38 protein-coding genes and 2 pseudogenes are annotated in these 24,702 nt (G+C 44.4%); 22 read left to right on the top strand and 18 right to left on the bottom strand.

Annotation, left to right across the window (positions count from 1 at the left end):
- Positions 1 to 26 precede the first annotated feature (26 nt).
- From DXE37_RS07305 to DXE37_RS07295, 3 genes are read right to left on the bottom strand one after another with little or no spacing between them, the layout of a single operon-like run.
- A complete protein-coding gene (locus tag DXE37_RS07305; RefSeq protein ID WP_114637047.1) occupies positions 27 to 605 on the bottom strand; it encodes a cysteine dioxygenase family protein in 579 nt (192 codons plus the stop codon).
- A gap of 11 nt (positions 606 to 616) precedes the next feature.
- Positions 617 to 1,042: a YbgC/FadM family acyl-CoA thioesterase gene (locus DXE37_RS07300; RefSeq protein ID WP_114637568.1), complete on the bottom strand. Its 426-nt coding sequence runs from the start codon at positions 1,040 to 1,042 to the stop codon at positions 617 to 619.
- A 16-nt stretch (positions 1,043 to 1,058) separates the two neighbouring features.
- Positions 1,059 to 1,496: a GNAT family N-acetyltransferase gene (locus DXE37_RS07295; protein ID WP_231971231.1), complete on the bottom strand. Its 438-nt coding sequence runs from the start codon at positions 1,494 to 1,496 to the stop codon at positions 1,059 to 1,061.
- Between the two features lie 182 nt (positions 1,497 to 1,678).
- On the opposite strand from DXE37_RS07295, the gene DXE37_RS07290 reads away from it, so the two are divergent.
- Complete coding sequence (locus tag DXE37_RS07290; protein ID WP_114637567.1) at positions 1,679 to 2,260, top strand: hypothetical protein; 582 nt, start codon at positions 1,679 to 1,681, stop codon at positions 2,258 to 2,260.
- Between the two features lie 89 nt (positions 2,261 to 2,349).
- Here DXE37_RS07290 and DXE37_RS12725 read toward each other — a convergent pair whose 3' ends face one another.
- Genes DXE37_RS12725 through DXE37_RS07275 form a run of 5 tightly spaced genes read right to left on the bottom strand, consistent with a single transcriptional unit; the run spans position 2,350 to position 4,078 of the window.
- Positions 2,350 to 2,460: a TOBE domain-containing protein gene (locus DXE37_RS12725; RefSeq protein WP_269460313.1), complete on the bottom strand. Its 111-nt coding sequence runs from the start codon at positions 2,458 to 2,460 to the stop codon at positions 2,350 to 2,352.
- On the bottom strand, positions 2,457 to 2,576 hold the full coding sequence (locus DXE37_RS12720) for a TOBE domain-containing protein (protein WP_231971230.1): 120 nt from the start codon (positions 2,574 to 2,576) through the stop codon (positions 2,457 to 2,459). Before DXE37_RS12720 ends, DXE37_RS12725 begins: the two co-directional genes overlap by 4 nt.
- Before the next feature lie 8 nt (positions 2,577 to 2,584).
- Complete coding sequence (locus DXE37_RS11615; RefSeq protein WP_197713156.1) at positions 2,585 to 2,791, bottom strand: hypothetical protein; 207 nt, start codon at positions 2,789 to 2,791, stop codon at positions 2,585 to 2,587.
- Positions 2,778 to 3,293, bottom strand: a complete 516-nt coding sequence (locus tag DXE37_RS07280; protein ID WP_197713155.1) for a substrate-binding domain-containing protein — start codon at positions 3,291 to 3,293, stop codon at positions 2,778 to 2,780. The genes DXE37_RS11615 and DXE37_RS07280 overlap by 14 nt, the downstream gene beginning before the upstream one ends.
- Before the next feature lie 5 nt (positions 3,294 to 3,298).
- Positions 3,299 to 4,078: an ABC transporter substrate-binding protein gene (locus DXE37_RS07275; protein ID WP_114637045.1), complete on the bottom strand. Its 780-nt coding sequence runs from the start codon at positions 4,076 to 4,078 to the stop codon at positions 3,299 to 3,301.
- A 272-nt stretch (positions 4,079 to 4,350) separates the two neighbouring features.
- Here DXE37_RS07275 and DXE37_RS11610 point away from each other — a divergent pair, with 272 nt between their 5' ends.
- Together DXE37_RS11610 and DXE37_RS11605 are read left to right on the top strand one after the other, a co-directional pair.
- The gene (locus DXE37_RS11610) at positions 4,351 to 4,626 is read left to right on the top strand and encodes a hypothetical protein (protein ID WP_331852139.1); all 276 of its coding nucleotides are present in this window, start codon (positions 4,351 to 4,353) and stop codon (positions 4,624 to 4,626) included.
- Positions 4,607 to 5,218, top strand: coding sequence for a substrate-binding domain-containing protein (locus tag DXE37_RS11605; RefSeq protein WP_197713153.1), 612 nt, complete (start codon positions 4,607 to 4,609; stop codon positions 5,216 to 5,218). Before DXE37_RS11610 ends, DXE37_RS11605 begins: the two co-directional genes overlap by 20 nt.
- Positions 5,219 to 5,310: 92 nt before the next feature.
- Here the strand turns inward: DXE37_RS11605 and DXE37_RS13580 are convergent, their stop codons facing one another.
- Positions 5,311 to 5,436 carry a hypothetical protein gene (locus DXE37_RS13580; RefSeq protein WP_269460312.1) on the bottom strand — a complete coding sequence of 42 codons (126 nt, stop codon included), beginning with the start codon at positions 5,434 to 5,436 and terminating at the stop codon, positions 5,311 to 5,313.
- Between DXE37_RS13580 and DXE37_RS14380 the strand changes: the two genes are divergently transcribed.
- Complete coding sequence (locus DXE37_RS14380; RefSeq protein ID WP_415067140.1) at positions 5,401 to 5,610, top strand: substrate-binding domain-containing protein; 210 nt, start codon at positions 5,401 to 5,403, stop codon at positions 5,608 to 5,610. The genes DXE37_RS13580 and DXE37_RS14380 overlap by 36 nt on opposite strands.
- On the top strand, positions 5,558 to 5,821 hold the full coding sequence (locus tag DXE37_RS11600; protein WP_197713152.1) for a substrate-binding domain-containing protein: 264 nt from the start codon (positions 5,558 to 5,560) through the stop codon (positions 5,819 to 5,821). Before DXE37_RS14380 ends, DXE37_RS11600 begins: the two co-directional genes overlap by 53 nt.
- A 9-nt stretch (positions 5,822 to 5,830) precedes the next feature.
- Here the strand turns inward: DXE37_RS11600 and DXE37_RS07260 are convergent, their stop codons facing one another.
- Complete coding sequence (locus tag DXE37_RS07260) at positions 5,831 to 6,457, bottom strand: FMN-binding negative transcriptional regulator (protein WP_114637044.1); 627 nt, start codon at positions 6,455 to 6,457, stop codon at positions 5,831 to 5,833.
- 180 nt (positions 6,458 to 6,637) lie between these two features.
- Between DXE37_RS07260 and DXE37_RS07255 the strand changes: the two genes are divergently transcribed.
- The 4 genes from DXE37_RS07255 (at position 6,638) to DXE37_RS07240 (ending at position 10,121) form a co-directional block, all read left to right on the top strand.
- On the top strand, positions 6,638 to 6,883 hold the full coding sequence (locus DXE37_RS07255; RefSeq protein WP_114637043.1) for a FeoA family protein: 246 nt from the start codon (positions 6,638 to 6,640) through the stop codon (positions 6,881 to 6,883).
- A complete protein-coding gene (feoB, locus tag DXE37_RS07250) occupies positions 6,876 to 8,789 on the top strand; it encodes a ferrous iron transporter B (RefSeq protein WP_114637042.1) in 1,914 nt (637 codons plus the stop codon). The genes DXE37_RS07255 and feoB overlap by 8 nt, the downstream gene beginning before the upstream one ends.
- A gap of 119 nt (positions 8,790 to 8,908) precedes the next feature.
- Positions 8,909 to 9,259 (top strand): c-type cytochrome, encoded by a 351-nt coding sequence (locus DXE37_RS07245; RefSeq protein ID WP_114637041.1) that lies wholly within the window; start codon positions 8,909 to 8,911, stop codon positions 9,257 to 9,259.
- Positions 9,260 to 9,461: 202 nt separating this feature from the next.
- Positions 9,462 to 10,121, top strand: coding sequence for a hypothetical protein (locus DXE37_RS07240; protein WP_114637040.1), 660 nt, complete (start codon positions 9,462 to 9,464; stop codon positions 10,119 to 10,121).
- 76 nt (positions 10,122 to 10,197) lie between these two features.
- On the opposite strand, the gene DXE37_RS07235 is transcribed toward DXE37_RS07240, so the two are convergent.
- Together DXE37_RS07235 and DXE37_RS13575 are read right to left on the bottom strand one after the other, a co-directional pair.
- Complete coding sequence (locus DXE37_RS07235; RefSeq protein ID WP_415067137.1) at positions 10,198 to 10,854, bottom strand: Bug family tripartite tricarboxylate transporter substrate binding protein; 657 nt, start codon at positions 10,852 to 10,854, stop codon at positions 10,198 to 10,200.
- A complete protein-coding gene (locus tag DXE37_RS13575) occupies positions 10,785 to 11,132 on the bottom strand; it encodes a tripartite tricarboxylate transporter substrate-binding protein (protein ID WP_269460310.1) in 348 nt (115 codons plus the stop codon). The genes DXE37_RS07235 and DXE37_RS13575 overlap by 70 nt, the downstream gene beginning before the upstream one ends.
- A 195-nt stretch (positions 11,133 to 11,327) precedes the next feature.
- Here DXE37_RS13575 and DXE37_RS07230 point away from each other — a divergent pair, with 195 nt between their 5' ends.
- Positions 11,328 to 11,588 carry a SemiSWEET transporter gene (locus DXE37_RS07230; protein WP_114637039.1) on the top strand — a complete coding sequence of 87 codons (261 nt, stop codon included), beginning with the start codon at positions 11,328 to 11,330 and terminating at the stop codon, positions 11,586 to 11,588.
- A gap of 36 nt (positions 11,589 to 11,624) precedes the next feature.
- Positions 11,625 to 12,222: pseudogene (locus tag DXE37_RS07225) on the top strand (fumarylacetoacetate hydrolase family protein).
- Between the two features lie 18 nt (positions 12,223 to 12,240).
- Here DXE37_RS07225 and DXE37_RS07220 read toward each other — a convergent pair.
- The gene (locus tag DXE37_RS07220) at positions 12,241 to 13,020 is read right to left on the bottom strand and encodes an enoyl-CoA hydratase/isomerase family protein (RefSeq protein WP_114637038.1); all 780 of its coding nucleotides are present in this window, start codon (positions 13,018 to 13,020) and stop codon (positions 12,241 to 12,243) included.
- Between the two features lie 94 nt (positions 13,021 to 13,114).
- Between DXE37_RS07220 and DXE37_RS14375 the strand changes: the two genes are divergently transcribed.
- From DXE37_RS14375 to DXE37_RS12710, 11 genes are all read left to right on the top strand, one after another.
- On the top strand, positions 13,115 to 13,273 hold the full coding sequence (locus DXE37_RS14375; protein WP_415066886.1) for a DUF5993 family protein: 159 nt from the start codon (positions 13,115 to 13,117) through the stop codon (positions 13,271 to 13,273).
- A 6-nt stretch (positions 13,274 to 13,279) separates the two neighbouring features.
- Positions 13,280 to 13,843 (top strand): disulfide bond formation protein B, encoded by a 564-nt coding sequence (locus DXE37_RS07215; protein WP_114637566.1) that lies wholly within the window; start codon positions 13,280 to 13,282, stop codon positions 13,841 to 13,843.
- Between the two features lie 38 nt (positions 13,844 to 13,881).
- A complete protein-coding gene (locus DXE37_RS13570; protein ID WP_269460309.1) occupies positions 13,882 to 14,277 on the top strand; it encodes a Bug family tripartite tricarboxylate transporter substrate binding protein in 396 nt (131 codons plus the stop codon).
- Positions 14,232 to 14,801: a tripartite tricarboxylate transporter substrate-binding protein gene (locus tag DXE37_RS13565; protein WP_269460308.1), complete on the top strand. Its 570-nt coding sequence runs from the start codon at positions 14,232 to 14,234 to the stop codon at positions 14,799 to 14,801. The genes DXE37_RS13570 and DXE37_RS13565 overlap by 46 nt, the downstream gene beginning before the upstream one ends.
- A 252-nt stretch (positions 14,802 to 15,053) precedes the next feature.
- The gene (locus DXE37_RS11595; RefSeq protein ID WP_197713151.1) at positions 15,054 to 15,545 is read left to right on the top strand and encodes a COG3014 family protein; all 492 of its coding nucleotides are present in this window, start codon (positions 15,054 to 15,056) and stop codon (positions 15,543 to 15,545) included.
- Positions 15,524 to 15,982: a COG3014 family protein gene (locus tag DXE37_RS11590; RefSeq protein ID WP_197713150.1), complete on the top strand. Its 459-nt coding sequence runs from the start codon at positions 15,524 to 15,526 to the stop codon at positions 15,980 to 15,982. The genes DXE37_RS11595 and DXE37_RS11590 overlap by 22 nt, the downstream gene beginning before the upstream one ends.
- Positions 15,961 to 16,725, top strand: a complete 765-nt coding sequence (locus DXE37_RS11585) for a COG3014 family protein (RefSeq protein WP_197713149.1) — start codon at positions 15,961 to 15,963, stop codon at positions 16,723 to 16,725. Before DXE37_RS11590 ends, DXE37_RS11585 begins: the two co-directional genes overlap by 22 nt.
- A gap of 88 nt (positions 16,726 to 16,813) precedes the next feature.
- Positions 16,814 to 17,149 carry a YcfL family protein gene (locus DXE37_RS07200; protein WP_231971229.1) on the top strand — a complete coding sequence of 112 codons (336 nt, stop codon included), beginning with the start codon at positions 16,814 to 16,816 and terminating at the stop codon, positions 17,147 to 17,149.
- A gap of 64 nt (positions 17,150 to 17,213) precedes the next feature.
- Positions 17,214 to 17,804 carry a penicillin-binding protein activator LpoB gene (lpoB, locus tag DXE37_RS07195; protein WP_114637036.1) on the top strand — a complete coding sequence of 197 codons (591 nt, stop codon included), beginning with the start codon at positions 17,214 to 17,216 and terminating at the stop codon, positions 17,802 to 17,804.
- Positions 17,805 to 17,872: 68 nt separating this feature from the next.
- Complete coding sequence (locus DXE37_RS12715; protein WP_231971228.1) at positions 17,873 to 18,325, top strand: hypothetical protein; 453 nt, start codon at positions 17,873 to 17,875, stop codon at positions 18,323 to 18,325.
- A 31-nt stretch (positions 18,326 to 18,356) separates the two neighbouring features.
- Complete coding sequence (locus DXE37_RS12710) at positions 18,357 to 18,932, top strand: hypothetical protein (protein WP_231971227.1); 576 nt, start codon at positions 18,357 to 18,359, stop codon at positions 18,930 to 18,932.
- 36 nt (positions 18,933 to 18,968) lie between these two features.
- On the opposite strand, the pseudogene DXE37_RS07185 reads toward DXE37_RS12710, so the two are convergent.
- The 5 genes and pseudogenes from DXE37_RS07185 to trxA all read right to left on the bottom strand — a co-directional run bounded on the left by DXE37_RS07185 (position 18,969) and on the right by trxA (position 24,581).
- Positions 18,969 to 20,294 (bottom strand): annotated as a pseudogene (locus tag DXE37_RS07185) (MATE family efflux transporter).
- A 78-nt stretch (positions 20,295 to 20,372) separates the two neighbouring features.
- The gene (locus DXE37_RS07180) at positions 20,373 to 22,091 is read right to left on the bottom strand and encodes an ArnT family glycosyltransferase (RefSeq protein WP_114637035.1); all 1,719 of its coding nucleotides are present in this window, start codon (positions 22,089 to 22,091) and stop codon (positions 20,373 to 20,375) included.
- Between the two features lie 89 nt (positions 22,092 to 22,180).
- Entirely contained in the window at positions 22,181 to 22,528 is a 348-nt protein-coding gene (locus DXE37_RS07175) for a type B 50S ribosomal protein L31 (protein WP_114637034.1), read from the bottom strand.
- Between the two features lie 193 nt (positions 22,529 to 22,721).
- A complete protein-coding gene (gene rho / locus DXE37_RS07170; protein ID WP_114637033.1) occupies positions 22,722 to 23,984 on the bottom strand; it encodes a transcription termination factor Rho in 1,263 nt (420 codons plus the stop codon).
- 270 nt (positions 23,985 to 24,254) lie between these two features.
- The gene (gene trxA / locus DXE37_RS07165) at positions 24,255 to 24,581 is read right to left on the bottom strand and encodes a thioredoxin TrxA (RefSeq protein ID WP_114637032.1); all 327 of its coding nucleotides are present in this window, start codon (positions 24,579 to 24,581) and stop codon (positions 24,255 to 24,257) included.
- Between the last annotated feature and the right edge of the window lie 121 nt (positions 24,582 to 24,702).

Genomic DNA, 24,702 nt, shown 5'->3' with positions numbered 1-24,702 from the left:
CATCGTAAAGCAAGAGATTTAATGGTTTATGGAGAATTCCAAAGATTTGGCACCAGCTTATTGGCGTACCCAGAAACGAATGACTTTTCTGCGCCAGTGAGAGGATCAAATACCGAGCGATGAATTCGACCAATATTGCCACCATACACATGAATGCTGATTGAAGCTTGATCTAGCAAATGATTTTCCACGACATGAATGTCGTGCGTATCTGGAGAGACAGTATCAACAATGCCTGGTGGGTAGATATGTGCATTACCTGCTTGATATGACCCATCTATTTGACGATAGTAGGGCGTGCCTTTCTCTTCACCGCGTAGTTGACCAATCATCCCCCAAACAGTGTGATTATGAAGCGGTGTTTTCTGGCCAGGACCCCAAACAAAACTCACTACTGAGAAACGGTCTAAAGGATCGGCATAGAGAAGGTATTGTTGGTAATACTGCGGATGGGGTTTAGTAAATTCTTCTGGAAGCCAGTCATCTACGGCAATCAGTTTTTCTAAAAGATGCTTACCTTTGGTAAAAATAATTTCTTCGCTAGGCTTTTGCTCTGGCAGAAGAGTAAAGTCTTTAACAAAGTTGAGTAATTTTTCATCAACCATAGATTGCTCTATCACTCGGCAATAAATAACCAGTCGGGAATAGCTTTGGGTTTCAGGGTAGTGGTGTCTATGCACACAATATGAAGAACAGCGCTGGCGATTACTTCCATATCTTCAACATTTCCCTGGAATATTCTTCTTTGTGCTGTTTGCTTTACTGCAACCTGCGTACGGCCGCGATGTTCAATCACTTGATCTATAAAAAGAATGTCATCGAGGCGACCAGGTTTATAGAAGTTCATTTTTAGTTCGCGTACTGGTAGCAAGACTCCAAACTCTTTGATTAACTTGGTAGGAGTGAGATCTCGCTGGGCCAGCCATTCAGCGCGACTACGTTCAAATATTTCTAGATAGCGACCATGGTAAATAAAGCCAGCAGCATCCGTATCTGAATAGCAAACGCGATAAATGAAAGGTGGGTTGGTATTTGTAGTCATGAGTAGCAATCTAAAATCAGTCAATCTGGGGCAATACAAGAATCATATTACGATGTGCAATACCAGCCTCATCAAAGATAGACCCTTCAGCTTGAAAACCCAATTTTTCATAAAAAGGTATGGCGCTTACCTGAGAGTGCAAGATGATCTTGCTTGCACCTTGGGATTTGGCTAAATCAATCAGTTTCTCAAGTATTTTGCCGCCTAAGCCTCGCCCCCTAAATCTAGAGAGAACAGCCATGCGACCAATTTGGAACTCACCGGACCCTAAATTAACTAACCTGCCGGTTCCTGCGGATTGTGTGCCTTCATAAGCAAGTGCATGGGTTGCCGATAGATCAAATTCATCTAATTCAAGGACAACCGGAACCCCTTGCTCCTGAACGAATACCGTTTCCCGAATTAAAAAGGTGTCATTTTCGGCCTCTTTCCACGATTTAATGATGATTTCCAAAATCTATTTTGTCCTAGGTGCTTGTTCTCTCCAATTTACCAAAGCTGGAGGGAAATTAGGGTAGTTAGAGGGGTATTTGGGTGGTACTTAGGGGCTATTTTTACATGACTCAATCCATGGTTACAACGAATTGTGGCTCTCATTTGGGCCCATCTGAAACCTTTTACTCATTAGGAGTTATTTTGAAGAAATCTTTATTAGCTGGTTTATTTGCTGCTGTAGGCATTGTTTGTGCAGGATCTGTATTTGCACAAGCTCCTGCAAAGATGTTGCCTTTGGCAGCTGACGTAGTAGTTTTGACCGCTACCGTTGATTCAGTAGATGTAGCAAAACGTACCGTAGTGTTGAAAGATGCGAATGGTAATTTGGCGCAAATGAACGTATCTAAATCCATCAATGATTTGGAAAAAGTTAAAAAGGGCGATGTTTTTTTAATTGAGCATGCTCAAGCGGTTGCTGTTGGTTTGACTGCTGCTGGTAAAGGTCAAAAGCCTGGTGCTTCTGGCGTACGCTCAGTGGTAGTAGCTGGCAAAGGCTCTGCTAAACCTTTTGAAGAAACTACTGACACGATTTATGCGACTGTGAAGATTTCTGCAATTGATCAGAAAACACGCATCGTGACTTTCACAATGTCAAGCGGCGAGAAGCAAAAAGTTAAAGTAGATCTTGCTGTTTTGGGGCTTGAGAAATTCAAAGCTGGTGATGACGTCATGATTGAGTTTGTTGATGACACAGCGATTGGTTTCGTAACACCTAAGAAGTAAGTTTAGGCATTTAACTGGCTGAGTAGTACGCCAGTGGTAAAAAAGCCCGCAATTGCGGGCTTTTTTATTGGTCAGTATTTGATGTTTACTTATGCGTCTTTTGCAATCATGACAGCAGAAGCCTTAATTACCGCCCAAGCTTGATCACCTACCTTAAGGTTTAGTTCCTCCGCTGCCTCATTAGTAATGGATGCGGTCACACGATGTGGCCACCGCCGATATCTAACTTCACATGAGAAGTGGTTTGGCCCATTTTGAGCTCTACTATTTTTCCGCTAAGAGTGTTACGAGCGCTGAATTTGACTTTGAGTTCCATGATTTCTCCTAATGAACGTATTGCTTTGCGTATGCAGCATCATTATAAAGTGGCTCCTTATATTTGGATTTTCCGTAGTTGCGGATAATCGTCTGCCCTTCATCTGAAGCCACAAATTGAATGAATTTCACGGCAACATCACGATTGAGGGTAGCGCCAGCAGGGGTGGCAAGAGCATCGTAGGTGTTTACTAAAAATTTGTCACCACGATACAAAATCTGCAAATTCGGGGCGATATCTTTTTCGGCGACCCAGGTACTGCTGTCCGTCATGATTTGAATAAGCATCCGCTCCGTTAGTAGCAGACTTGATATTGGCAGGATCACTCTTTGGCCCTACGATATAAAACTCATTGGATCCAATCAGTGTTCGGTTGGTGGCCCAGCCATCGGCAATCGCCTTATTGACGGCTTCAGGAGCATGCACCATGATCATGTCAACTTGTGCAGTTTTAAGAAGGTTTAATGAAGCACCGCTACCAGCCTTAATCCAAATTAAGCGAGCACCTTCTTTTTTGTCAAAGACCTCACCCAGCGCTTGAAGCAGACCTAATTCACCAGGGCTACCAGTAGCCAAGTGAAAACTTTGTGCACCTCGCCCATAGAGCGCTTCTAGCTTCAAGGGGCTGCTCTGTGACATAGTAGTATTCACTCCGAAGTAGGCAAGTGTGGCAACAATGAGGGATTTCATAGTCCACGAAATATTCTTGTTATGCATGTTGATTATTTCTTGGCATTAGGAAAGAAGAGTTGCTCGCCATCAATCTTGTAGCTAGCTATCACTTCTTGACCATTCTTTGAAATGAGCCAGTCGATAAATTCTTGGCCCTGTGCTTTTTTCACGTGCGGAAATTTGGCAGGATTAACCAGCATGACGCCATACTGATTAAAGAGCTTAGGATCCCCTTGAACCAAGATAGCAAGATCACCGCGATTTTTAAAGCTCAACCAGGTTCCACGATCCGCCAAAATATAGCCATTCATAGCTGAAGCAGTGTTGAGGGCAGGACCCATACCAGAGCCTCTTTCCTTATACCAAGATAGACTTGGTGCAACAGGGATACCAGCGCCTTTCCAGTAACGTAGTTCGGCTGCATGGGTACCACTTTTATCACCACGAGAAACAAAAGGAGCTTGAGCAGCTGCAATTTTTTGGAAGGCAGCCTGAATGTCTTTTCCACCACCAACTTTTGCAGGGTCTGATTTAGAGTCTATCAAAATGAAATCGTTGTACATGACTTCATAGCGCTTAGTTGAATAACCTTCTTCAACAAATTTTTCTTCAGCAGGTTTATCATGCACAAATACAACATCAGCATCACCACGTCTACCAATATCTAATGCCTGTCCTGTGCCTACAGCAACCACCTTTACTTCTATGCCTGTTTTTATTTTGAAGATGGAGAGCATGTAGTTAAAAAGACCGGATTGCTCAGTAGAAGTGGTGGATGACACCACAATACTTTTTCTTGGGCAGGTGCAGGGTTTGCAAAAAGACCAAATGTGATTAGTAGGATTGCAATAAAGCGTGTGGAAAGTTGTCTCATATAGGTATTTTTAAATGGTTAAGTTAATATTTGCCATATTACAAAACATCAATATGCAAAAAATTACATATGCGAATATAAATTAGGCCGACGCTGGTTTTTGGCAATAAGACCGCTAGAGACCCTGATATCATTAATCTGGTCTGGCTTACAAGTCTATTAAGGGATATTGACCAAGGGAAAACTTTGGTATCCGCCTGTAAAAAGGCTAGTCTATCGTATCGGAATGTGTGGCAAAAGGTAAATGAGGTTGAAGAGGCTCTAGGCTTTAAGTTAATGGATCGTGTTCGTGGACATGGCTCGCAACTATCTGAATATGCTCATTACCTCATTCAGTTTATTGACGATTTTGATGAGAAGACTCGGCGACTGGGCCAAACTAGCCTAGCCCATCTGGAAGAGGGGTTTGCGCAATTTAGGGTGAAATCTGAAAAACGCTGGAGTTTGGCAAGTAGTAGCGATCCTATTATTCAAAAAGTAATGGGTGGAGTGGATCCGCATTGATTTGATTATTGCGGGTTCGGGTGAGGCATTAGATCGCCTCCTAAATTATGAAGTAGATATTGCAGGTTTTCATGTTTCAGATCCTCAAGCTTCAAAGACTATTACTAAGCGCTTGCAAAAAGAGGGTATGCAAATTTTTCCTGTGATGAAACGCGTTCAGGGTCTCATGATCGCAAAAGGGAACCCGCTTAATATCACTCGATTAAAGGATTTGGTACGCCCGAATATTCGGTTTATTAATCGCCAAAGAAGCTCGGGTACAAGATTGCTTTTGGATACGACACTTTCCAAAGAGGGTATTGATCCTAAAAAGATTAAGGATTATGAAAATGAAGAATTTACTCATTCGGCTATTGCCACTTCCATCCTAGCCAAGAAAGCAGGCGTAGGCATGGGGGTGAAGAGTGTTGCCCTTGAGAATGGTCTTGATTTCATACAAATGAAAGACGAAGTATTTTTCTTGGCAATGCGCGATGAATTGGTCTCAAATAAAGACATTGGAAAGTTTGTCCGCAAGATACGTCAGATGTCCGAGGAAGTGCCTGGTTATAAGTCTGTAGGACTGAAGCGACAAATTTCTGGATGGATATAAACTTATATCATCCATTCAAAGACCATGTTGAGATCTAGATTGCGCCTAATACTGTTTACGTTTTGTTTTTTTCTTGCGCAAGCGGTACATGCTCAAGTGGCCACTGTTGCCGTAGCAGCCAATCTGAAGGATGCTTTTTCAGAAATTTTTACTGCGTTTAAACCCAAAGGTGCGCCAGCGATATTTCTTCGCTTGGAGGCAAGAGTAGTATTGCTCAAGCCATTAGCAAAGCTAATAAAGTTGCCATTGCTAAACCTGAGCTTGCTCCTTACGGCAAGGCAGCGGTTGATTATTTAAAGGGGCAAGGTCTGTGGGATCTCGCTAAGGACAAGCTTGTTTATGCTGACAATATTGGATCAGCTACAAGCCTATGTGATGAGCGGTGCTGCTGATATTGGGTTTACTGCTGTATCTCTTGCCAAGTCGCCTAATGTAGTAAAGCAAACCCAATTTTTATTGCTTGATGATGGGTTATACCAACCGATTAAACAGCGCATGGTGCTCATTAAAGGTGCCCCTCAGGAGGCGATAGATTTATATCGCTTTATGCAAGGGTCTCAGGCTAAATCTATTTTGCAAAAGTATGGCTACATGACTCCATAGCCCCCATATTTATTTTGGGGGTCTCATATATCCAAGCATTGCTTGTAAAGTTTCTTGCGGTGACTTTTCTAATTGCGCTACGACAGCATCATAGTCCTCAGCAGGTCGATTCTGGCTCAGCTTAAGTTTACCAATCAAACTTTTCACTTCAATCTCGATGCCAATGATGGCCTTGAGCATGGTTTGAACATACTCCTCTGGAGCATCATCAAGCTTCCAAGTGGATTGATATGTTGGCTCATAGATATTGGTCATTTGTGATACGTGACTGCGAAGCCATTGTGAATCATCGATGAGTTTGATAAATCCTTCTACATGAACTGTTGCGTAGTTCCATGTGGGAACCACTTTCCCTGTCTCCTTTTTGGAGGGATACCATGAGGGTGTTACATAGGCATTAGGACCATGAAAAATGGCAGTCACCGATGAATTGCTGCTACCAGCAACTTTGGTTAAGGGGTTCATTTTGGCGACATGGCCATGTAACTTAGTCCTATCTGCGCTCAACATGAGGGGAAGGTGGTTGATTTCAAAATGACCATTCAGATTGGCGACGATCGTGGCCAATGGATATTCAGAAATGAGTTGACCCAGTAATGCAGGATCTTCTGCTAAAAAGTGTTTTGGTAGGTACATGGCGTATGAGGGTGACTACGATGTCATTAAGTATGCATGAATCCCGATCTTTTTGTTATAGATCAAGCCTTCGCAGGTCTAAATAGTCCATCATGCTTAGTGAAACTCTGCTTTAAACGAATGATATTCATTCTCATTTATCGCTATAATGAATCATATACCAGCTAAAAAGCATATTGAATGAATTTAGATCAAGTCGACTTAGGCAGTCTTTATCGCGTCAGTGAAGTAAATGCCCCTAAGGGTGCCCCGCAAATTAAAGGGCAGTTGGAGGATATTGGCTTTTTACCTGGTGAGCAGGTGGCGGTATTACGCAAAGGCTTGCTTGGCAAAGGACCATACATGGTTCGCGTGGGCGCCTCTACTTTTGCATTGCGTCAATCCGAGGCGCGGATGATCGTGGTTGAGTCTTTTGCGAATGTCTGAATCTACAGTTCATTTTTTCTCGAGCGAACCACTTGTCGCTTTATTGGGAAATCCCAATTGCGGAAAAACGGCATTATTTAATCTATTAACTGGAAGCCGCCAAAAGGTGGCCAATTACTCTGGCGTTACTGTTGAGCGCAAAGAAGGGCGCCTGACACTCGAGTCCGGAAAAAATATTCGCATTCTTGATCTGCCGGGCGCATACAGTCTTTACCCTAGATCTTTAGATGAGCGCGTGACTTGCAATGTATTGCTTGGTAGAGCAGAGGGTGAGAAACGTCCTGATCTAGTGATTTGTGTTTTGAGTGCCATGAATTTGCGTCGCAATTTACGTTTAGTGCTGGCCGCCAAACGTTTGGGATTACCTTGTATCGTTGTTCTGAACATGCTCGATATTGCGAAGCGTCAAGGGTTGCAAATCGATACAGCCGCACTCTCAAGTGAGTTGGGCTTGCCTGTACTTACTAGTATTGGCATTCAAGCCGATGGTGCCGATGAGATTAAGCGCCTTTTATCAGAGTTAGATTGGCGCAATTTAAATGGAATGCGCACAGGAACAAGCTATGCGACTTTAGAAAACGTTGCCTCTCATATAGCGCATGCTGAATCTGATAATATTCAAGTGCAAAGAATTTTGCAAAACCTCAAACTGGATCGGATTATTCCTGATCAGTTAAGCGATCGCTTGGATGTTGTTTTGCTTCACCCATTTTTTGGCCCTGTGATTTTGGTAGTGCTGCTTTTTTGTATTTTCCAGGCAGTGTTTAGTTGGGCTACCGTGCCTATGGACCTGATCAAATCTACAGTCGAGTATTTAGGCGGACAAATCATTGAAGTGCTGCCAAATGGATGGTTGCGTAGCTTGTTGGTTAACGGCATTTTGGCCGGCCTAGGGGGTGTGGTGATTTTCTTACCCCAGATTCTGATTCTGTTCTTCTTTATTCTTTTGCTTGAGGAGTCTGGTTATCTCCCTAGGGCTGCCTATTTGTTAGATAGGGTAATGGGATCGGTTGGCCTATCTGGTAGATCTTTTATTCCGCTCCTCTCTAGTTTTGCCTGTGCAATTCCAGGAATTATGGCCACCCGGAGTATCTCGAATGCCCGTGACCGGATGGTGACGATCTTAATTGCACCGATGATGACTTGTTCTGCTCGTCTGCCTGTCTATGCATTATTGATTTCAGCGTTTATTCCAGAACAAAAGCTATGGGCAGGAATTGATTTGCAAGGCTTGGTTTTATTCTTGCTATACCTTGCTGGAATTTTAAGTGCCATGGCAGTAGCTTGGATGTTGAAACGTTTTACCAGCGAGCAATTTCGCATAAATGCGCTGATGATGGAATTGCCCAGCTACCACTTACCGCGCTTAGGTAATTTAGCGATCAGCTTATGGCAGCGTGCAGAAATATTTTTACGACGTGTTGGCGGAATTATATTGATCATGACTGTTGGTTTGTGGGTCTTATCCAGTTTCCCATTTCCGCCGGAAGGTGCGACAGGTTCACCGATTCAATATAGTTTTGCCGGGATGATGGGGCAGGCATTAGCCCATGTATTTTCTCCCATTGGTTTTAATTGGCAAATCAGCATTGCTTTAGTGCTAGGCATGGCGGCCCGTGAGGTAGTAGTGAGTTCTTTGGCAACGGTATATGCCTTGTCTAGCTCAAGCATCGACGCGGCTGATGCACTCATTCCCTTGATCTCAAGTGGTTGGTCTTTGGCTACTGCACTCTCTTTATTGGCTTGGTTTGTATTTGCGCCGCAATGCTTATCAACCATCGCAGCAGTCAAACGCGAAACTGGTGGCTGGAAGATACCCATCATTATGTTGAGCTATCTATTCTGCTTGGCTTATACTGCCTCTTTCATCACTTATCAGATCGCCAGCGCGTTTGGTTTAGGGTAGTTGGACTTAGAGCAGGTTTTCTGAAATTCAGATAATCTCTTAAACATTCATCGTTTAAGAGAGTCTTTTAATGCGTCAACCATCATTTTTCTTCCCGTTCTTTTGTTTATTGGGCCTCTCTGCGTCAAATATGGCTGTGGCCCAAATCCGGAGAAAATACCTATAAGCAAGTCTGCGCTGATTGTCATGGAACGGGTGTACTAAACGCCCCCAAGTTTGGCGATAAAGCTAAGTGGGTCCTTTTGATAGCCGAGGGTCAAGTGACATTGACTGCCCATGCCTACTTTGGTGTGCGTGGAATGCCTCCTAAAGGCGGTAATCCCAATCTCAGTATTGAAGGTTTTTCGGATGCATTGGTTTATATGGTGAATAACTCAGGGGGGGGTAATTGGAAGTCACCAGATGCGAAAACAATTGCTGCTATTAACAAGGAAGTGGAAGCACGTAAAGCAGGGCTCAACAAAAAATAAGTAATCGCAGCAAGGCCTCTGGGCAATTGACGATGAACCCAACATCGTTGCTAGTCATTGTGAGTTGAGGAAGTCTAATTTCTCTCAATGCTTGTTAAACTCAGGCATCATGCAGATGCAAGCTCTCCCTATCAAGAAGTCGCTGACCAAAGGAATCCTATTGATTTGTTTAATTTGTTTATCATCTATGCCGTCTATCAGCATGGCAGTCCTGCAGGATGAAATTCAGGTTTACGATGATGAAATCAATGCTAAAGGTGAGGCTAGTGTGGGGCTACACGTCAACAGCACACCTCGAGGCATCCAGGCACCATCATATCCCGGTGAGGTAATGAGTAACAATGATGTGCGAGTAACGCCAGAGTTTGCTTATGGGCTTGGACACGACTTAGAGGCTGGCCTCTATATCTCTTGCGTTAATTATGACAATAAATTTCAATATGCCGCTACTAAGGTGTGGATGAAATGGTTGCCATTGCGCGAAGATAAAGGGGATGATTTTTTTGCTGGTGTCAATTTAGAGCTGGCTAATGTACAGCCACAATTTGATGAATCTAGATATAACAGCGAGCTACGTTTTATTGTCGGTAAGCACTTTGACGAATGGCTTTTCTCATTCAATCCGATTGTAGATATACCTCTCTCGCAACCCTATGTTCATCAGGCGCCGTATTTTTCGACAGCCACTCGCTTATCCAGAGAGATTACGCCTGAGTTAGCTTTGGGTGTTGGGTATTACTCGAATCTGAATCAAATTAATCAGCCCATCAATTATCAAAATACCCAGCAACTCGGCTTTTTGATGATGTACTACGATGGTAGGCCGCTCTCTTTTCAGGCTGGAGTTGGAAAATTTTTCTAACAGCACGGATTCATTAACGCTCAAAGCAATCTTTTCCGTGCCGTTAAATTAAGTACCTCTCAGGTGTTCGTCTGCTTTAATCCGGCTTGATGTTGGCGTCCTTGACAACTTTGCCCCACATCGCTAATTCTCTGTGAATGCGCGTGGCAGAGTCGGCTGGGGAGAGGTGGTTGACATAGACCCCTGCCGCTAACATCCGCTCTTGAACATCAGGTCGCTGCAAAATAGTCTTGATATCGGAGCTCAGTTTATCGATGATGGGTTTAGGTGTTCCTGCTGGAGCTAGGATGCCAAACATACTCACCACATCAAAGTTAGGTAATCCAGTAGCTTCAGTAGCTGTAGGTACGTCTGGCAATTGACTAATGCGTTTAGCAGTAGTTACCGCTAGTGGCCTTAATTGACCAGCTTGAATAAATTGCAATGCAGCTGGGACTGTCTCAGACATCGTTAATACTTGACCGCCAACCAGATCTGTCATTGCGGGTCCACTACCTTTGTAAGGTACAGGTAATAAATCTAGACCCAGTTGGTAGCGAAACATTTCCATTGCCAGACGTTGTGGCGCGCCGGCACCAGAAGAGGCAAAGGTCAGCTTTCCGGGATTGGCTTTTGCGTAGGCAATGAACTCTTTCATATTCTTTACGGGAACTGAAGGGTTTACTACAAACACGAGAGGCACGACTCCCACCACATCAACAGGTGTGAGATCTTTTTCAAGGTTGTACTTGATCTTGTCTTTATCAGGATTGGCGTTAATGGCATGTGAGGTGAGGGCCCCATTAAAAGGGTATAACCATCTGCTGGTGATTTAGCCACCATATCTGCGCCAATATTGCCGCTATCACCCCCGCGATTATCGGGAACCACTTGCTGGTTCAGTGACTTGGACAACTCTTGAGCCATGATGCGTCCAATGACATCTGTTGCTCCACCGGGCGGGTAAGGGATTACTAAGCGAATAGGCTTATCAGGGTAATTTTTTATTGCAGAATTGCTTGGTCTGTGCAAATAGTGGGCTGCTAATCATGCAGCTGCATAGGAGAAGGCCTAGACCTTGAATGAATGGTTGTCTCATTATGTATTTGTAGTATTAGGTTGGGTTACGAATTTCTATTATCTACAGAAATACACTTCCTGCTCTGGGTCAATGAATCCATCCTATCTCTGATTACAATGAAATGATGAGCCCTAGAGCCCCACCATATTGAAATCATCGGTTATTGCGCTGCATTCTTAACCACAATCGCTTTTTTACCTCAAGCGATTCAATCCTGGCGCACTAGAGATTTGACCGGAATTTCATTGGGTATGTATTCCTTATTCACTGCTGGGGTGGGCTTGTGGTTGGTATACGGCCTTATTATTGAGAAGTGGCCCCTGATATTGGCTAATGTGCTCACTTTTGCTTTGGCCCTCAGCATCTTATTGCTGAAATTGCGTCATACTGCTAAACATCCGAAATAAGTAATTTATGCTACCAAATTCCCAGAAAGGATTTCAATGAGCTCCACATTTGTGATTGATCCACCAGCAGTGGTGTCTCTGCCAGTGACGGGCGATTCGCGTCGCTTTGCAGTAAATTGTATTTATCATGACCGATGGTAAAAATAGGGTGTACCCCAATTTATCAAATGATGTTCATCATGAAATTGAAATGGTGGTCGCCATTGGTAAAGGTGGTGCGAACATCCCGGCAGATAAAGCGCTAGAACATGTTTATGGCTATGGAGTCGGACTAGACATGACGCGTCGCGATCTTCAAGGGGAAGCAAAAAAAGATGGGACGCCCATGGGACACGGGTAAGGCATTTGATCATCTGCCCCTTGCGGTGAAATTACCCCAGTGAGTCAGTGCGGGCCACCCTGCCAAGGGGGCTGTCAAGCTACTAGTGAATGGTGAAGTGCGCCAAGAGGGCGATTTGAATCAGTTGATCTGGAACGTTCCCGATACGATTGCCTATCTATCTACTTTATTTACACTGGAGCCAGGTGATTTGATCTTTTCTGGTACGCCAGCCGGCGTGGGGCCAGTGAAAAAGGCGATGTTCTAGAAGGAAGTGTTGCAGGTTTATCCGATCTAAAAACAACCATTGTTTAAATGAAATAAAGACTCGTTTTATTTGCCAGTCCATTGGGGTGAACGGCCTTCCAGAAAAGCGTTCACTCCCTCTCTAAAGTCTGCGCTGTTATAAGTTTCACGCATTAAATCTGTGCAATCAGGAAGGTTGCTTTGGAGTAGGCGGGCTAATGTCAGTTTGCTGGATTTTTGAGTGATAGGCGCCAGTGCCGCGAGTTTTACAGCGAGAGCATTCACTGCCTCATGAATTTCACTGGGTACTACAGTTTGATATAAGTATCCCGACTCTCGCAATTCAGGCGCTTTAATTAACTCAGCAGTTAACAGCATCTTCTTCACAGTGGGGAAGTCGAGATGAGCGGCAATCCACGACAGATTGCTGGGAGATAAACAGTTGCCCAATGTCTTCGCAACTGGAATGCCGAAGCGCGCTTCAATCGTAGAGATTCGAAAATCACAGGCAGTTGCCATTAATAATCCACTGCCTACCGCTAAGCCTTCAATCATTGCTATTGTTGGCATGAGAAGTTGTTGGAGTGAGGCAAAAATCTGATCGACAGCCACTTCATATGCCTCATCTTTTTGAAGATCAACGAACTGTTGAATATCGCTGCCAGAAACAAATGCCTTATCTCCAGCTCCTCGAAAAATCACTACGCGAATATCTATATTTTTCGCAAGCGCATCACAAATGATTTTGAGCTCTTCGTACATTGGCCAAGTCAAAGCATTGCGTGCCGCTGGGTTATTGAAAGTAACCCATGCCAAATTTCCTGTGATCTCAAGATCTAAGCATGGCGGGGTAGATTTAGTGCTCATAAGTGCATTCTAAACAAAAGGCCTAAAGACCTTACAAGCTCTGAATTAACAGAATTCATCTCGCGCCAAGAGTGTCCTGCGCTAAAATTCTGTCATGTATATGTTTCTACCATTTCTGATGGCTTTTATCGGACTTGTTTTAGTCTGGTTTGAGAAGCGCCTTGCAGGCTTGATAGTTTTAGCAATCACAGTTGGTACCCTGATGCTTTGGTTCCGTGCGCATGCAACATCTCACCTCAATATCAGCCTGTAAGTGATTGTGAGTAGAAACTCTTTTCCCTCTTTAGCGGCGCTGGGCAATCAGCTTGCATTGTTGGCGATCATTGGCATGCTTTCCTATGCCTTCTTTGATCAATTTTATTTTGGTGAGCTTCCTTGCCCCTTGTGCTTAATGCAACGCATGGGCTTTGTGATCATTGGCTTTGCTTTAGTCCTGAATATTCGTTGCGGTGCGCACTCGGCTCATTATGGTTGGGGAATCATTGGTGGCTTAGTTGGAATGATGGTTTCCCTTCGCCAAGTGTTCTTGCACATCCTCCCTGGTGATAAAGGATTTGGTAAAACATTTTTAGAGCTCCATTTTTGTACTTGGGCTTATGTAGGGTATACCGGTCTCTTGGTAGGGCTGGCAGTTCTATTAATGCTCCCCAATCGCGATGTGCGTTCACGCTCATGGTTTGCAAATACGCTGATCATTCTTTTTATTCTCTTGGTTTTAGGCAAGCTGATTTCTACCTTGTTGGAATGTGGCATTGGGCCTTGTGCTGATGACCCTGTGAAGTATGAGGGCTGGCTCTGGCTGCGCTCTCGTTTTGGCATTTAAAATGTAGACCGCTTGGTCCACTTCTCAATTGAAAGAGTATGCAATTCTTAAGAGTGCTTAAGCGCTATTTGGCTGTTCTGATTCTATGGTCGCTGGGACTTTCTGTATGCGCCCAAGAGATCTCATCAAAAAATAACTCTCCTTGGCCAAAACAATCTATACGCATCATCGTCACCTTCACTCCTGGAGGTGCGCCTGATATTTTGGCTCGTGTGTTGGCAGAGAGTTGGCAGCAAAATTTAGGTGTACCAGTGTTAGTGGAAAACCGACCTGGGTACGGTGGCAATATTGGCGCAGACCTCGTTGCTAAGAGTGAACCGGATGGCTACACCTTATTGATTGGTACGGGGTTGGTATTCATGCGATTAATGGCGCGCTCTATGAAAAGATGTCGTTTGATCCTGTCAAAGACTTCACACCTATCAGTTTTTTAGCAAGCACGCCGAATGTGCTGATCGTCAATAAGAAACTAGGGGTTAATAATCTGCATGAACTCATTGAGTTAGCAAAAGCAAAACCGAATGAGCTGACTTTTGGTTCATCTGGTATTGGCACTTCATTGCATATGTCTGGTGAATTGTTTAAAGAAATAGTAGGAGTACAAATTCGCCATATTCCCTATAAAGGTCGTGCGCAATCTTTGCCCGATCTTCTGAGTGGTCGAATCTCTATGCTGTTTGATAATCTTTCTTCTTCTTTGGTTTTGATTAAAGCGGGGGAAGTACAGGCACTAGGGGTCACTACACTCAAACGCTCGCAAGCCGCCCCTGAAATACCCGCTTTGGCTGAACAAGGGTTAACGGGATTTGAGGCAGTCTCGTGGTTCTCTTTGATGGCGCCAGCCAATCTACCACCCTCTATCCAAAAGCATTTAAATCAGATGGTTCGGCAAACCTTGAGCAATCCAGACGTTAAATCACGTCTTTTAGCGGGCGGTCTAGAGCCAGCCCCAGGGTAGCCCTAGGGATCTCTCACGGCTGATTGCTTCAGAGGCGAATAAATGGGGTAGGGTGGTAAAACAATCAGGGGCAAAATTAGAGCAATAAATGAGATGAATGTGGAATTTCTTTGTCAGCCTCGTCCTATATACAAGCGTTATAGGTATTAGAACTAAATAAAAAACCTTCTTGGAGCTCAGTCGGGTAAATAATCCCTTTGTATTCGCTTGAAAGCACCAATCATTTCCTCTCTAGTCACTCAGACTCGCAGATTGCCTAAATTTTCAGCATTTGATTTCTCTCCATTTGCTGCGACATTGGCTGTATGTTTATTGGCGGGTTATGCAACCCAAACCCAACAAGTGCGGATGAACGAATCTAAGGAGCAGTTTAAAAACGGTGATTTGCAGAATACTGTAGCGACTATTCAGGGGGTTTTTAAGGATAAAAATACGCTCTATTACATGGAGTTAGGTGAAGTGCAGCACTTACAAGGTCCTGCGCAGATTCCGAGTTGCACTCAAAATCTATTGGCTGCTGATCAATTGGTTGAGCAGTGGGAGGTCAGTACGAGCGATAGACTTAAGCGTTCAGCATCCAATATGAGCTCTTATATTTTATCAGAAGGTCTCAGTAGTAATTACGATCCTAAACCGTATGAAGTGAGTTTTTTGAGTCAAACCTTAGCGCTGAATCATCTTGCGCAAGGTCGCTGGAATGACGCTATGGTGGAAGCCAAAAAATGGCGCAGCGTGAAAAAGTGATTGAGGCGTTGATTCAAAGCAAGGTGGTTGCAGTCTCAAAGGCTGAGCAGGATCAACAATCCAATCCTAATACTCGGAACGTGACTAGCCGTATTGAAAATATCAATGGCTATTCTGTCAATTTGTTGGATGATGAAGAAACGCGAAGTCTCAAGAATACTTATCAAAATCCCGCAGCCTATTACTTGTCGGGCTTTATCCATGAATCACAAGGGGAGACTAGCTTAGCTGCGCCTGGATATCGGTTGGCTATTGAGTTGCGTCCACAGGTCGATTTTTTTAAAACCAGCATTACTAAGTTAGATTCAAATATCGCCAATCGCGACAAAAAATCGTTTGCCGATACTTTGGTCGTGATTGATACAGAGGCTACACCCCTAAAATTATTCCTTATCAAATTAGCCAGTCTGTTCCTATGGGTGGTAATTCAAAATTAATTACACTCACCTTCCCGGTGATTGATAGATCTACTGAACGTTATAGACCATCATTCGTACAATTGGGTGACAAGGTCGCTAATCCCGAATTGGTTGCCAATCTGGATGCGGTGGCTCGAAAAAATCTCCGCGACGAAATGCCTGCTTATGTTTTAAGAGCTACATCGCGTGCACTAGTTTCTCTAGCTGCACAATATGCTGCAGATCAAGCGGCGCAGCAAGCCGCTAATAGACGCGGTCAGAACAATCAAAACAATAGCGCTGCACTGATAGGTGCGATTGCTGGAATGATTGCTAGTTATGGCCTTCAAGCGATTAATGTGACCGATGTACGTCACTGGTCAACTTTGCCGGCGCAGACGTATATGGCCAGAATGGGTTTGCCAATTGGACCGAATGTGTTGAGGTACACATTACCATCTGGAGTTACCGCTGCTCAAACGGTCAATCTTGTGGGTGGCTATAACGTAGTCTATATCCGCATGTTCAGAAATAAAGCTACCGTTCTGACATCGAATGATCCGGCCGCTCTCCCACCTAAAGCGCCAGCCATTATTCCTCCCGTTGCTACCACTCCAGTCATTGTTGCGCCAGCCCCAGTAAATCTGCCTGCTGATGTGCCTGTAACAGTGCCTATAGCAGCGCCAATACTCAAAACGGAATCTGCGTCCGTACCGATTCCTGCATCTAACCCAGTTTCTAACCCCAACAACACGCTGCTAGCGGTAATATGGAAGGCGTGAGTTCTTATGAACCGCCCAGCCTGCTCAATAGCCTGCAGCAGCTTTTTAATTAGGAAGATCTAAATGAAAAAAATACCTTGCAATCCTTTTGACGACACTAGCTTTAGTAGCTTGTAGCTCTACGCCTTCCATCAAGGATATGGCGGTGCGTATGGGAGACACGGACAGCATTCAAATTATGGATATGCGCAGTATCATTGTGCGCAATGGGGTGTTGACCGCTCAAGTCACTATTCAAAATGACAGCAAATCAAATTTAGTTTCTTATCGATTTAGATGGCTTGGTAAAAATGGCATGACAGTAACAGACGAAGAGGCTTGGAAGCCTGTGACCGTAGGTAAAGGCCAGTCGACCGTTATTATGGGTATAGCCCCTACGCCTGATGCTACCGACTTTCGTTTCAAGTTAAATCAATACAAGTAATTTATAGATAACTTCACGCAACCTATAAGTAATTGCTAGTTAAAAGACATTAGGACCGATCAAAATGAATATGAACTCTAAATTTCTCTATTTAACAGCCATCCTATTATCCGTAGCAGCACTTACTGCATGCTCTGGGCCGCAGGTTCGATATGGTGATGCGAAGGCAGTTGAGACTGTGAACGCCGATTGTAGGTCTACTGATCTGCAGATGATTGCAGAGTCTATGACGAGATCACTTCTACAGACGAAAGCGATCTCTGGCAGCAAAGATGCGTCGATTGTGACGCTCGCGGATGTAAAGAATAAGACCTCTGAATATATTGATACCCGCGTCATTACGGATAAGATTCGTACGCAACTCATGAAGAGCGGCCAAGTGCGATTTGCAGTCAGCGTTTCTGAAATGCAAAATCAAACAGATGAGCTAAAACGCCAGAATCAGTCTGGGCTTTACAAGAACAGCACTATTGCCAAGACCGGCAATATGCAAGGAGCCCAATATCGTATTGAGGGATCTATTGCATCAATCGTAAAAAATACCAAAGATGTAAAAGATGTTTACTACGTCTTTAACTTGAACCTCATTAATAACGAGGCTGGTTTGCTCGAGTGGGCCGATGAAAAAGAGATTCGTAAAACGGCTACTCGCTAATACGATGCAATTCACTGTTAGATACAGCAAATGATTGAGAGTAATTCACTGTTAGATACAGCAAATGATTGAGAGTAATTCATGAAAAAAACTTTTTAGTTTATGCAAGCGCAGGTTTAGTCGCATTAGCCGGTTGCGCCTCTAAGCCTCCTGCACCAGTAGTCAAGCCTACTGTGATTGGTCAAGTTCCAGCTGATTCACCAAAGAATCCTGTGATCAATGCTGAAGCGCTGAAATCAGAATCGAAGTCGATTGCGGTAACCGATATTTACTTTAAAAAAGAGGGTAAGAACCTCACTTATATCGAAGAAACCAGAACGACGACTGACAACAGCATTACTTCTACGCTCACTCCTAAGACAATTGAGGTAGATGCCGATAAGGCCAATGCCTCTGCATTGACTGGTGGCCCAAATTCTTCTGTGTTCCCTGTAAAGTTCACGGATCTTTCAGACCCGAAGGCAACCAGCCCAGGTACAGCAGTCCCAGCCACACCGGCCAGCAGAAGTAGCGCCAAGTAATAGCTCTACAACTGCAAATACCCAAAGCAGCATGAAGAAATCGGGTTACCAAAGTAACAATGAGTATGGTGAGCTGCGCTATCTGGCAAACCCCATCCGTGGTCTGCTGATTAAATCAGGTTATAAAGTTGTGCACGCTAAGTCTAGTGTGGCAACGCCTAATCAAGGTGATGAATACTTTGATATCGTCAAGCGCATTAAGGCAGGTGATTTTGGTGATGCTAACTATGTTCTATATGGCGTACTGACCGAAATCTCTAGTATCGATAATGTTGATGAAATCCCCGGAACAAAATCGACTGCGCAACAAGTGTCACTAGAAGTGACTGTGGATTTCCATATAGTTGATACCAAGACCACGCAAATTGTGGCTTCCTTTATTGCTTCTGGCGAAGGCAAAGAGGTCAGAATCGCTGGCAAAGACAATAACTTTAAGCCAAGTACGGCGAAGTTGATGAAGTTAGCTTCTTTGGATCTAGCTGAAGATGTGCGCAAGCATTTAGCAGACCAGAATTTCATTACCAATCATCCTGGATCCGCTGGTCAGGCGCGTAATCTCAAAAGACGCTTGGATAATGATACTACTACTTTGAAGGTGTATAAGTAAAAAGTAAGTAGTGCGGTCGTTGGTAAAGCAGGTTTTCTAGGCTTCTACTGGCGGATGCGTTTTCTCATAGCGCTCCGCCGTTCTTCTAAACAGATAAAGTAAAAAGCAGGCTGCTAATCCTAAGCTCAGGCTGTTACCTGCCCAAAATCCATTGGCGCCTTGTAAGAAGGTCGGTGTATTGCCAAATACATTAAAGCCCATGAGGTAGCCGCCACCAAGTCCAACGCCCCATAGTGAACCAGCATAAATCACCATCGGCCAAAAAGCGATGTGGTAGGCACGCAAAATAAACGCCGCTGTGACTTGTAGGGCATCAAAGATTTGATAGAAGGCGATAAATAAAATAGTGGCATTGAGAAGGCTTTGACTTCAGTAGGCGGATCATATAAATCTAATAATTGCATTCTGAAAGTCCATACTGCGATACCAATCGTGATGCAAAGTCCGGTAGTAAAAAAGACCGACGACCAACCTATCTCTTCAGCACGCTCTGGTTTATTGGCGCCAATCGATTGTGATACTAAGGGCATAGTGGCAATCGAAAGGGAGAGGGGCACCATATAAATGATGGCTCCCATATTGGCAACAATTTGGTGGCCTGCTAATGCGGTAGTTCCTAGACGCACAATAAAGAGTGACATAAATGTGAATGAGGTCACTTCAATGAGGTAGCTAAAGCCGATAGGTGTTCCAAGCCTGAGCAAGGTCCAAATGCGATGCCAGTCAGGCATGCTAAAGCGTGCAAAGATCTTAAATGGTCTATAAAAGCGATCAAATAAGACAAAGCCCAGAGTCATTAATAGCCATGACCAATTAATGATGACGGTAGCCATTGCACAACCCCTGGGCCACCCATGCCTTCAAAGCCTAAACCACCATAGATAAATAACAAGTTGAGGGGCAATTCGAGGGCTAAGCCAATAATTTGTACAACAGTAATCATGGTAGGGCGTGATACGGCGTTATGTTATGAAGTGCCATTAAGACACGCATTCCCATACTTGCTAGCAAACCTAATGCTAAGGTACCGAGATAGAGCTTTGCCTTATCTTCAATAACCACATTGACCTGTGAGATAGTCAATAGATGGTCTGCGTTGAGTAAGACAAAGCAACCCAGTACGGTGAGTCCCAATGCTAGCCAGGTTGCTTGGCGTACTTCCTCGCCGATTTCTGAAAAACGCTTCGCCCCAAAGAGTTGACCTGCAATTGGTACGAGGGCAGAGATCACACCTGTTAGACCAACATACACACTGATAAAAATTGCGGAAGCCATTGCTAGTGCAGCTAAATCATCGGCTGAGTAGCGTGCTGTCATCGCGGTATCTAGGACGCCAAAAGCAATCCCTGCGAGCTGACCAATGAGTAAAGGGCCTGCTTAGAGTTTTAATAGAGAGGGAATATCCTCGCGTAGACGCGATAGCTTAAAGTGCAGCACGATTTATTTTGGAATGACTTCATAAAGGCGTAAGCGTTCGTCGTGGTCAGCTGCGCGGCGATCTTCCCAAAGCAGGGTGAGCTTCTTGTTATTTAATTGCGCGAATGCCTTTGCCTCAAATTGGCTATGAGTGAGCATCCATGGGCAGTTCGGGTCATCGCGTAACTTCAGCTTAGTAAAGTATTCAAAAGATGCTAGCTGCGCAAAACCTAAGCTACTTGTATCGATGCAACCGCCACCAGATGGAATCACCTGAACTAAACGAGCCGAAACATGACGATAGGTTTTGGCATAGTTAATGGTGGGTAGCCAAAGAGTCATCAAGAGAACCCACATCAATGTGGTGCCAGATGCAGAAATAATCAGACAACGCCAAATTTCTTTGGGTGCACGAGAAGTTCTCCAGCGCACAACAGCGAGCCACACTCCTGTAATAGCGAGGGCTATGATAAAGGCTAAGACATTGAATTGACTTTCAAAACCAGGGAGTAGCCGGGCAATATTAGCTGCACTAGTTTCTGGGTAGCCTGTCACTTTAGCTAGCCAAATAATCCAAACGGCTAGAGCAACGAGTGTGAAGCTAAACATCGCGAACCAATCAATGAAGCTAATGACACTGCGCTTGAGGACTGGTAAGCTAAATGCAGCCACAATGGAAAGGCTAGGAATCAAAATCATTAAATCATGTTCGTTTGCTTCAAGGCGGAACAAAACATAAATGAAGCTTCCAATAAATAAGCTCATTGGAATGCAAAGATGCGGTGCGCGCCATGCGCCGGAATCTGTATTACGTCCCCAGTGCGCCAAGGAGACGATAGCTAATGGCCAAACTGGCCAAGCGTAAGCCCAGAAGTTCGCGCTTAAAAACCTTAGCGACTCAAGTGAAGGAGTTGCGCACATCTCTGGCATATTGCGCCAGCCTTCTTCAGCAATGTGTCGCCAGTGCACAGGAAGATCTGCCAAATACCAAACAATGGGCCAGATTGCAAAATCGATTAAACCTAAAACAGTGCTTGTGAGTGTCCAACGAAAGCGTAATTTAGCATTGCTAGTGATGACGGCAATGATGGTCGAAGAGACGATGATGAGACTGAGCGTGAGGTTGCTTGAGAGTGCAACAATGGCGATGCCAAGTCCCGTCCAGAGACCGCCTTGCCATGGTTTATCTAAACCGCGCACAGCGCCATACAACACAATACTGATGCCCATCAGCTGTGCCATCATCGGCGTTGTCTCATGAGCACGTTGAGCTAAACCAACGCATGCTAAGAAAATGAGTAGCGCGCCATCGGCTAAGGTCATGCCATAGCTCTTCATATCTGGTTGACCACCAACAGCGAGAGCCATTGGTTGGACTTCACGACAACGTCCCAATAAATAGGTGGCGTACCAAATGGCTAAAGCAGCAGAGAAGAAGCAGATTGCCGCATATAAGCGGGCTGCATTGGTGGCGCCAATGAACGGACCAAACCATTCGATGAGAGTAGCTCCCATCCAATAGGGCAGAGGCGTTCCAAGAGAAATGTCGCGACCGGTTAAGTGCGGAACTACCCAATCAATGGAGTTGCCGCGAAAGAATGACCACATGCCACCAAAGCCGATTGCATCTTCGTTCTTCCAAGGGTCCCGAAAGAACAAACCTGCAAAACCATAAACCAAAGTCAGCGCAAAAATAATAATGCGGGGAATGGATTTAGTGGTGGCGGCGGTAAGTTTGACCATGGATGAAGTTCAAAATAATCAAGGCAGCAAACGCTGCCTTGATTATTTTGCAGAGTAGGTATTTCACATACCCTGCGAATAGAAGTGGATTAAGCCTTCTTCTTAGCTGTTTTTTCAGCAGCTTTAGCTTCTGCAGCAGCAGCTTTTTTCTCAGCTGTTTTAGCAGCGCCATCACCGGTAGCTTTAGCAACCGCTTTAGTACCGAACTTCTGACGGAATTTCTCAACACGACCAGCGGTATCCATAATTTTTTGGGTACCAGTGTAGAAAGGGTGTGATTCAGATGAAGTCTCGATCTTGGCTAATGGATATTCATTGCCATCTTCCCACTTGATTGTCTCTTTAGTAGACATAGTGGAGCGAGTCTTGAAGCTGAAGTTATTAGAAACGTCTACAAAGACGATTTCACGATATTCGGGGTGAATGCCAGGTTTCATGTTGAGTCCTATGAGCGGGTAGCCGTTTGAGCCAAATTGACTTAAATACTTTCCCAGGTTTTAAAAGCAAGTTGTTAATGGTGCAGCAAAGGCGAAATTATGCCATGAAATCAACAACAAAGCGCTGTTTAGGTGTGCAAAAGGGGCTAAAACAGCCCCTTTTATCTTTAAATAGCCCCTAAGGGCATCTAAATTAGCCTCCGCGACGCATCAAGTCGAAGAATTCACCATTATTTTTGGTGGATTTGAGCTTATCGACAATGAAGTTCATCGCCTCGATATCGTCCATATCGGCCAACAATTTACGCAATACCCAGATCTTCTGGAGGTTCTCAGCTTTAACCAAGAGTTCTTCACGACGGGTGCCAGACTTATTGAGGTTGATCGATGGGTAGACACGACGTTCAGCCAAGCGACGCTCGAGATGAACTTCCATGTTGCCAGTACCTTTGAACTCTTCATAGATGAGGTCATCCATACGGCTACCGGTTTCAATCAGGGCGGTGGCGATGATGGTTAATGAGCCACCTTCTTCAATATTACGTGCCGCACCAAAGAAACGTTTTGGACGTTGTAGCGCATTCGCATCCACACCACCAGAAAGTACTTTGCCTGATGAAGGCACTACGGTGTTGTATGCGCGAGCAAGACGAGTAATGGAGTCCAACAAGATGATGACATCTTTGCCCATCTCGACTAAACGTTTTGCTTTTTCAATCACCATCTCAGCAACTTGTACGTGACGAACTGCAGGTTCATCGAAAGTGGAGGCGACCACTTCACCACGTACTGAGCGTTGCATTTCAGTTACTTCTTCAGGGCGCTCGTCGACGAGCAACACAATCAGAATGGCTTCAGGATTGTTTGTGGCAATTGCATGAGCAATGTGCTGCATTATCACGGTCTTACCGGATTTTGGAGAAGCTACGATCAACCCGCGTTGGCCGTAGCCAATTGGCGAGATCATATCGATAATACGACCGGTTAAATTCTCTTCAGCCTTGATATCACGCTCTAAGCTAATTACACGGTTCGGGTGTAATGGCGTTAAGTTTTCGAACATGATGCGGTTCTTGAGGGCTTCTGGAGCCAAACCGTTGATCTTGTCTACCTTTACCAATGCAAAGTAACGCTCACCATCTTTAGGGGTGCGTACTTCGCCTTCAACGCTATCGCCTGTATGTAAATTAAAGCGGCGGATCTGCGCTGGAGAAATGTATATGTCATCAGGTGAAGCTATGTATGAGGCTTCAGGAGAACGCAAGAAACCAAAGCCATCTGGCAATACTTCCAAGGTGCCGTCACCGAAAACGGTTTCACCAGCCTTCGCACGTTTTTTCAGAATGGCAAACATCAATTCTTGTTTGCGCATCCGTTGAGTGTTTTCAATCTCCAAGCTAGCTGCCATTTCAAGCAGAGCGGATACGTGAAGGCCTTTGAGTTCAGTTAATTGCATGTGGTTCTCGGGTGTAAATAAAAGGAAAAATCAGAATGGTTTGAATTTGATTTGAGGTATCGCTGTCTTGAGATCAGACAAACAGATGTGAAAAACGAAATTTAGGATGTTTGCTAAAAGAAGGGGGAGGTAAATTGCTGGAAATGAGCGCTTTAGAGAAGGCGCTGAACTGCTGCTGGATGTAATACTACACTAAAAACGGGGTCTGACAAGCAAGGAACATCAGTAAAAACCACAGGCTCACCCAGTGAACCCATGGTCTGAGACTATTTATAGATGACTATCAATAAACGCAGTCAACTGAGATTTGGCCAAAGCGCCTACTTTTTGAGCAGCAACAGTGCCGCTCTTAAATAGGATCAGCGTAGGAATGCCACGAATATTGAACTGGGCAGGAACGCCTTGGTTCTCATCCACATTCATTTTGGCAATTTGCAATTTGTCGCCGTACTCACCAGAGAGTTCCTCTAGGATTGGACCAATCATTTTGCAAGGACCACACCATTCAGCCCAGAAGTCGAGGAGAACTGGTTTATTAGACTTGAGGACGTCTTGTTCGAAAGAGGCGTCAGTTACATATTTAATGCCGGCACTCATGAAAATTCCTTATTTAAACTTATTTAGCGAGTTATTTAATTATGGCGTTACAGCGCTTATATTAGCAATAGGCGGAATGTTCTGCTCAAAATTGAAAATTTTCTGTAAAAACCAAATAAAA

Origin of the sequence: Polynucleobacter necessarius (assembly GCF_900095205.1) — a bacterium.
Lineage (GTDB): Bacteria > Pseudomonadota > Gammaproteobacteria > Burkholderiales > Burkholderiaceae > Polynucleobacter > Polynucleobacter necessarius_E.
Note: the sequence above shows the minus strand (reverse complement) of the source record. Positions and strands in the feature narration are given on the sequence as shown.

What these genes read in the sequence shown, in the direction of transcription:
- DXE37_RS07305 (WP_114637047.1), bottom strand. Translation starts at nt 605, where the DNA reads ATGGTTGATGAAAAATTACTCAACTTTGTTAAAGACTTTACTCTTCTG.
- DXE37_RS07300 (WP_114637568.1), bottom strand. Translation starts at nt 1,042, where the DNA reads ATGACTACAAATACCAACCCACCTTTCATTTATCGCGTTTGCTATTCA.
- DXE37_RS12720 (WP_231971230.1), bottom strand. Translation starts at nt 2,576, where the DNA reads ATGGAACTCAAAGTCAAATTCAGCGCTCGTAACACTCTTAGCGGAAAA.
- DXE37_RS07280 (WP_197713155.1), bottom strand. Translation starts at nt 3,293, where the DNA reads ATGCATAACAAGAATATTTCGTGGACTATGAAATCCCTCATTGTTGCC.
- DXE37_RS11600 (WP_197713152.1), top strand. Translation starts at nt 5,558, where the DNA reads ATGCTGACAATATTGGATCAGCTACAAGCCTATGTGATGAGCGGTGCT.
- DXE37_RS07260 (WP_114637044.1), bottom strand. Translation starts at nt 6,457, where the DNA reads ATGTACCTACCAAAACACTTTTTAGCAGAAGATCCTGCATTACTGGGT.
- DXE37_RS07255 (WP_114637043.1), top strand. Translation starts at nt 6,638, where the DNA reads ATGAATTTAGATCAAGTCGACTTAGGCAGTCTTTATCGCGTCAGTGAA.
- feoB (WP_114637042.1), top strand. Translation starts at nt 6,876, where the DNA reads ATGTCTGAATCTACAGTTCATTTTTTCTCGAGCGAACCACTTGTCGCT.
- DXE37_RS07240 (WP_114637040.1), top strand. Translation starts at nt 9,462, where the DNA reads ATGGCAGTCCTGCAGGATGAAATTCAGGTTTACGATGATGAAATCAAT.
- DXE37_RS07220 (WP_114637038.1), bottom strand. Translation starts at nt 13,020, where the DNA reads ATGAGCACTAAATCTACCCCGCCATGCTTAGATCTTGAGATCACAGGA.
- DXE37_RS14375 (WP_415066886.1), top strand. Translation starts at nt 13,115, where the DNA reads ATGTATATGTTTCTACCATTTCTGATGGCTTTTATCGGACTTGTTTTA.
- DXE37_RS13570 (WP_269460309.1), top strand. Translation starts at nt 13,882, where the DNA reads ATGCAATTCTTAAGAGTGCTTAAGCGCTATTTGGCTGTTCTGATTCTA.
- DXE37_RS13565 (WP_269460308.1), top strand. Translation starts at nt 14,232, where the DNA reads ATGTCGTTTGATCCTGTCAAAGACTTCACACCTATCAGTTTTTTAGCA.
- DXE37_RS11590 (WP_197713150.1), top strand. Translation starts at nt 15,524, where the DNA reads ATGGCGCAGCGTGAAAAAGTGATTGAGGCGTTGATTCAAAGCAAGGTG.
- DXE37_RS11585 (WP_197713149.1), top strand. Translation starts at nt 15,961, where the DNA reads ATGGGTGGTAATTCAAAATTAATTACACTCACCTTCCCGGTGATTGAT.
- lpoB (WP_114637036.1), top strand. Translation starts at nt 17,214, where the DNA reads ATGAATATGAACTCTAAATTTCTCTATTTAACAGCCATCCTATTATCC.
- DXE37_RS12710 (WP_231971227.1), top strand. Translation starts at nt 18,357, where the DNA reads ATGAAGAAATCGGGTTACCAAAGTAACAATGAGTATGGTGAGCTGCGC.
- DXE37_RS07180 (WP_114637035.1), bottom strand. Translation starts at nt 22,091, where the DNA reads ATGGTCAAACTTACCGCCGCCACCACTAAATCCATTCCCCGCATTATT.
- DXE37_RS07175 (WP_114637034.1), bottom strand. Translation starts at nt 22,528, where the DNA reads ATGAAACCTGGCATTCACCCCGAATATCGTGAAATCGTCTTTGTAGAC.
- rho (WP_114637033.1), bottom strand. Translation starts at nt 23,984, where the DNA reads ATGCAATTAACTGAACTCAAAGGCCTTCACGTATCCGCTCTGCTTGAA.
- trxA (WP_114637032.1), bottom strand. Translation starts at nt 24,581, where the DNA reads ATGAGTGCCGGCATTAAATATGTAACTGACGCCTCTTTCGAACAAGAC.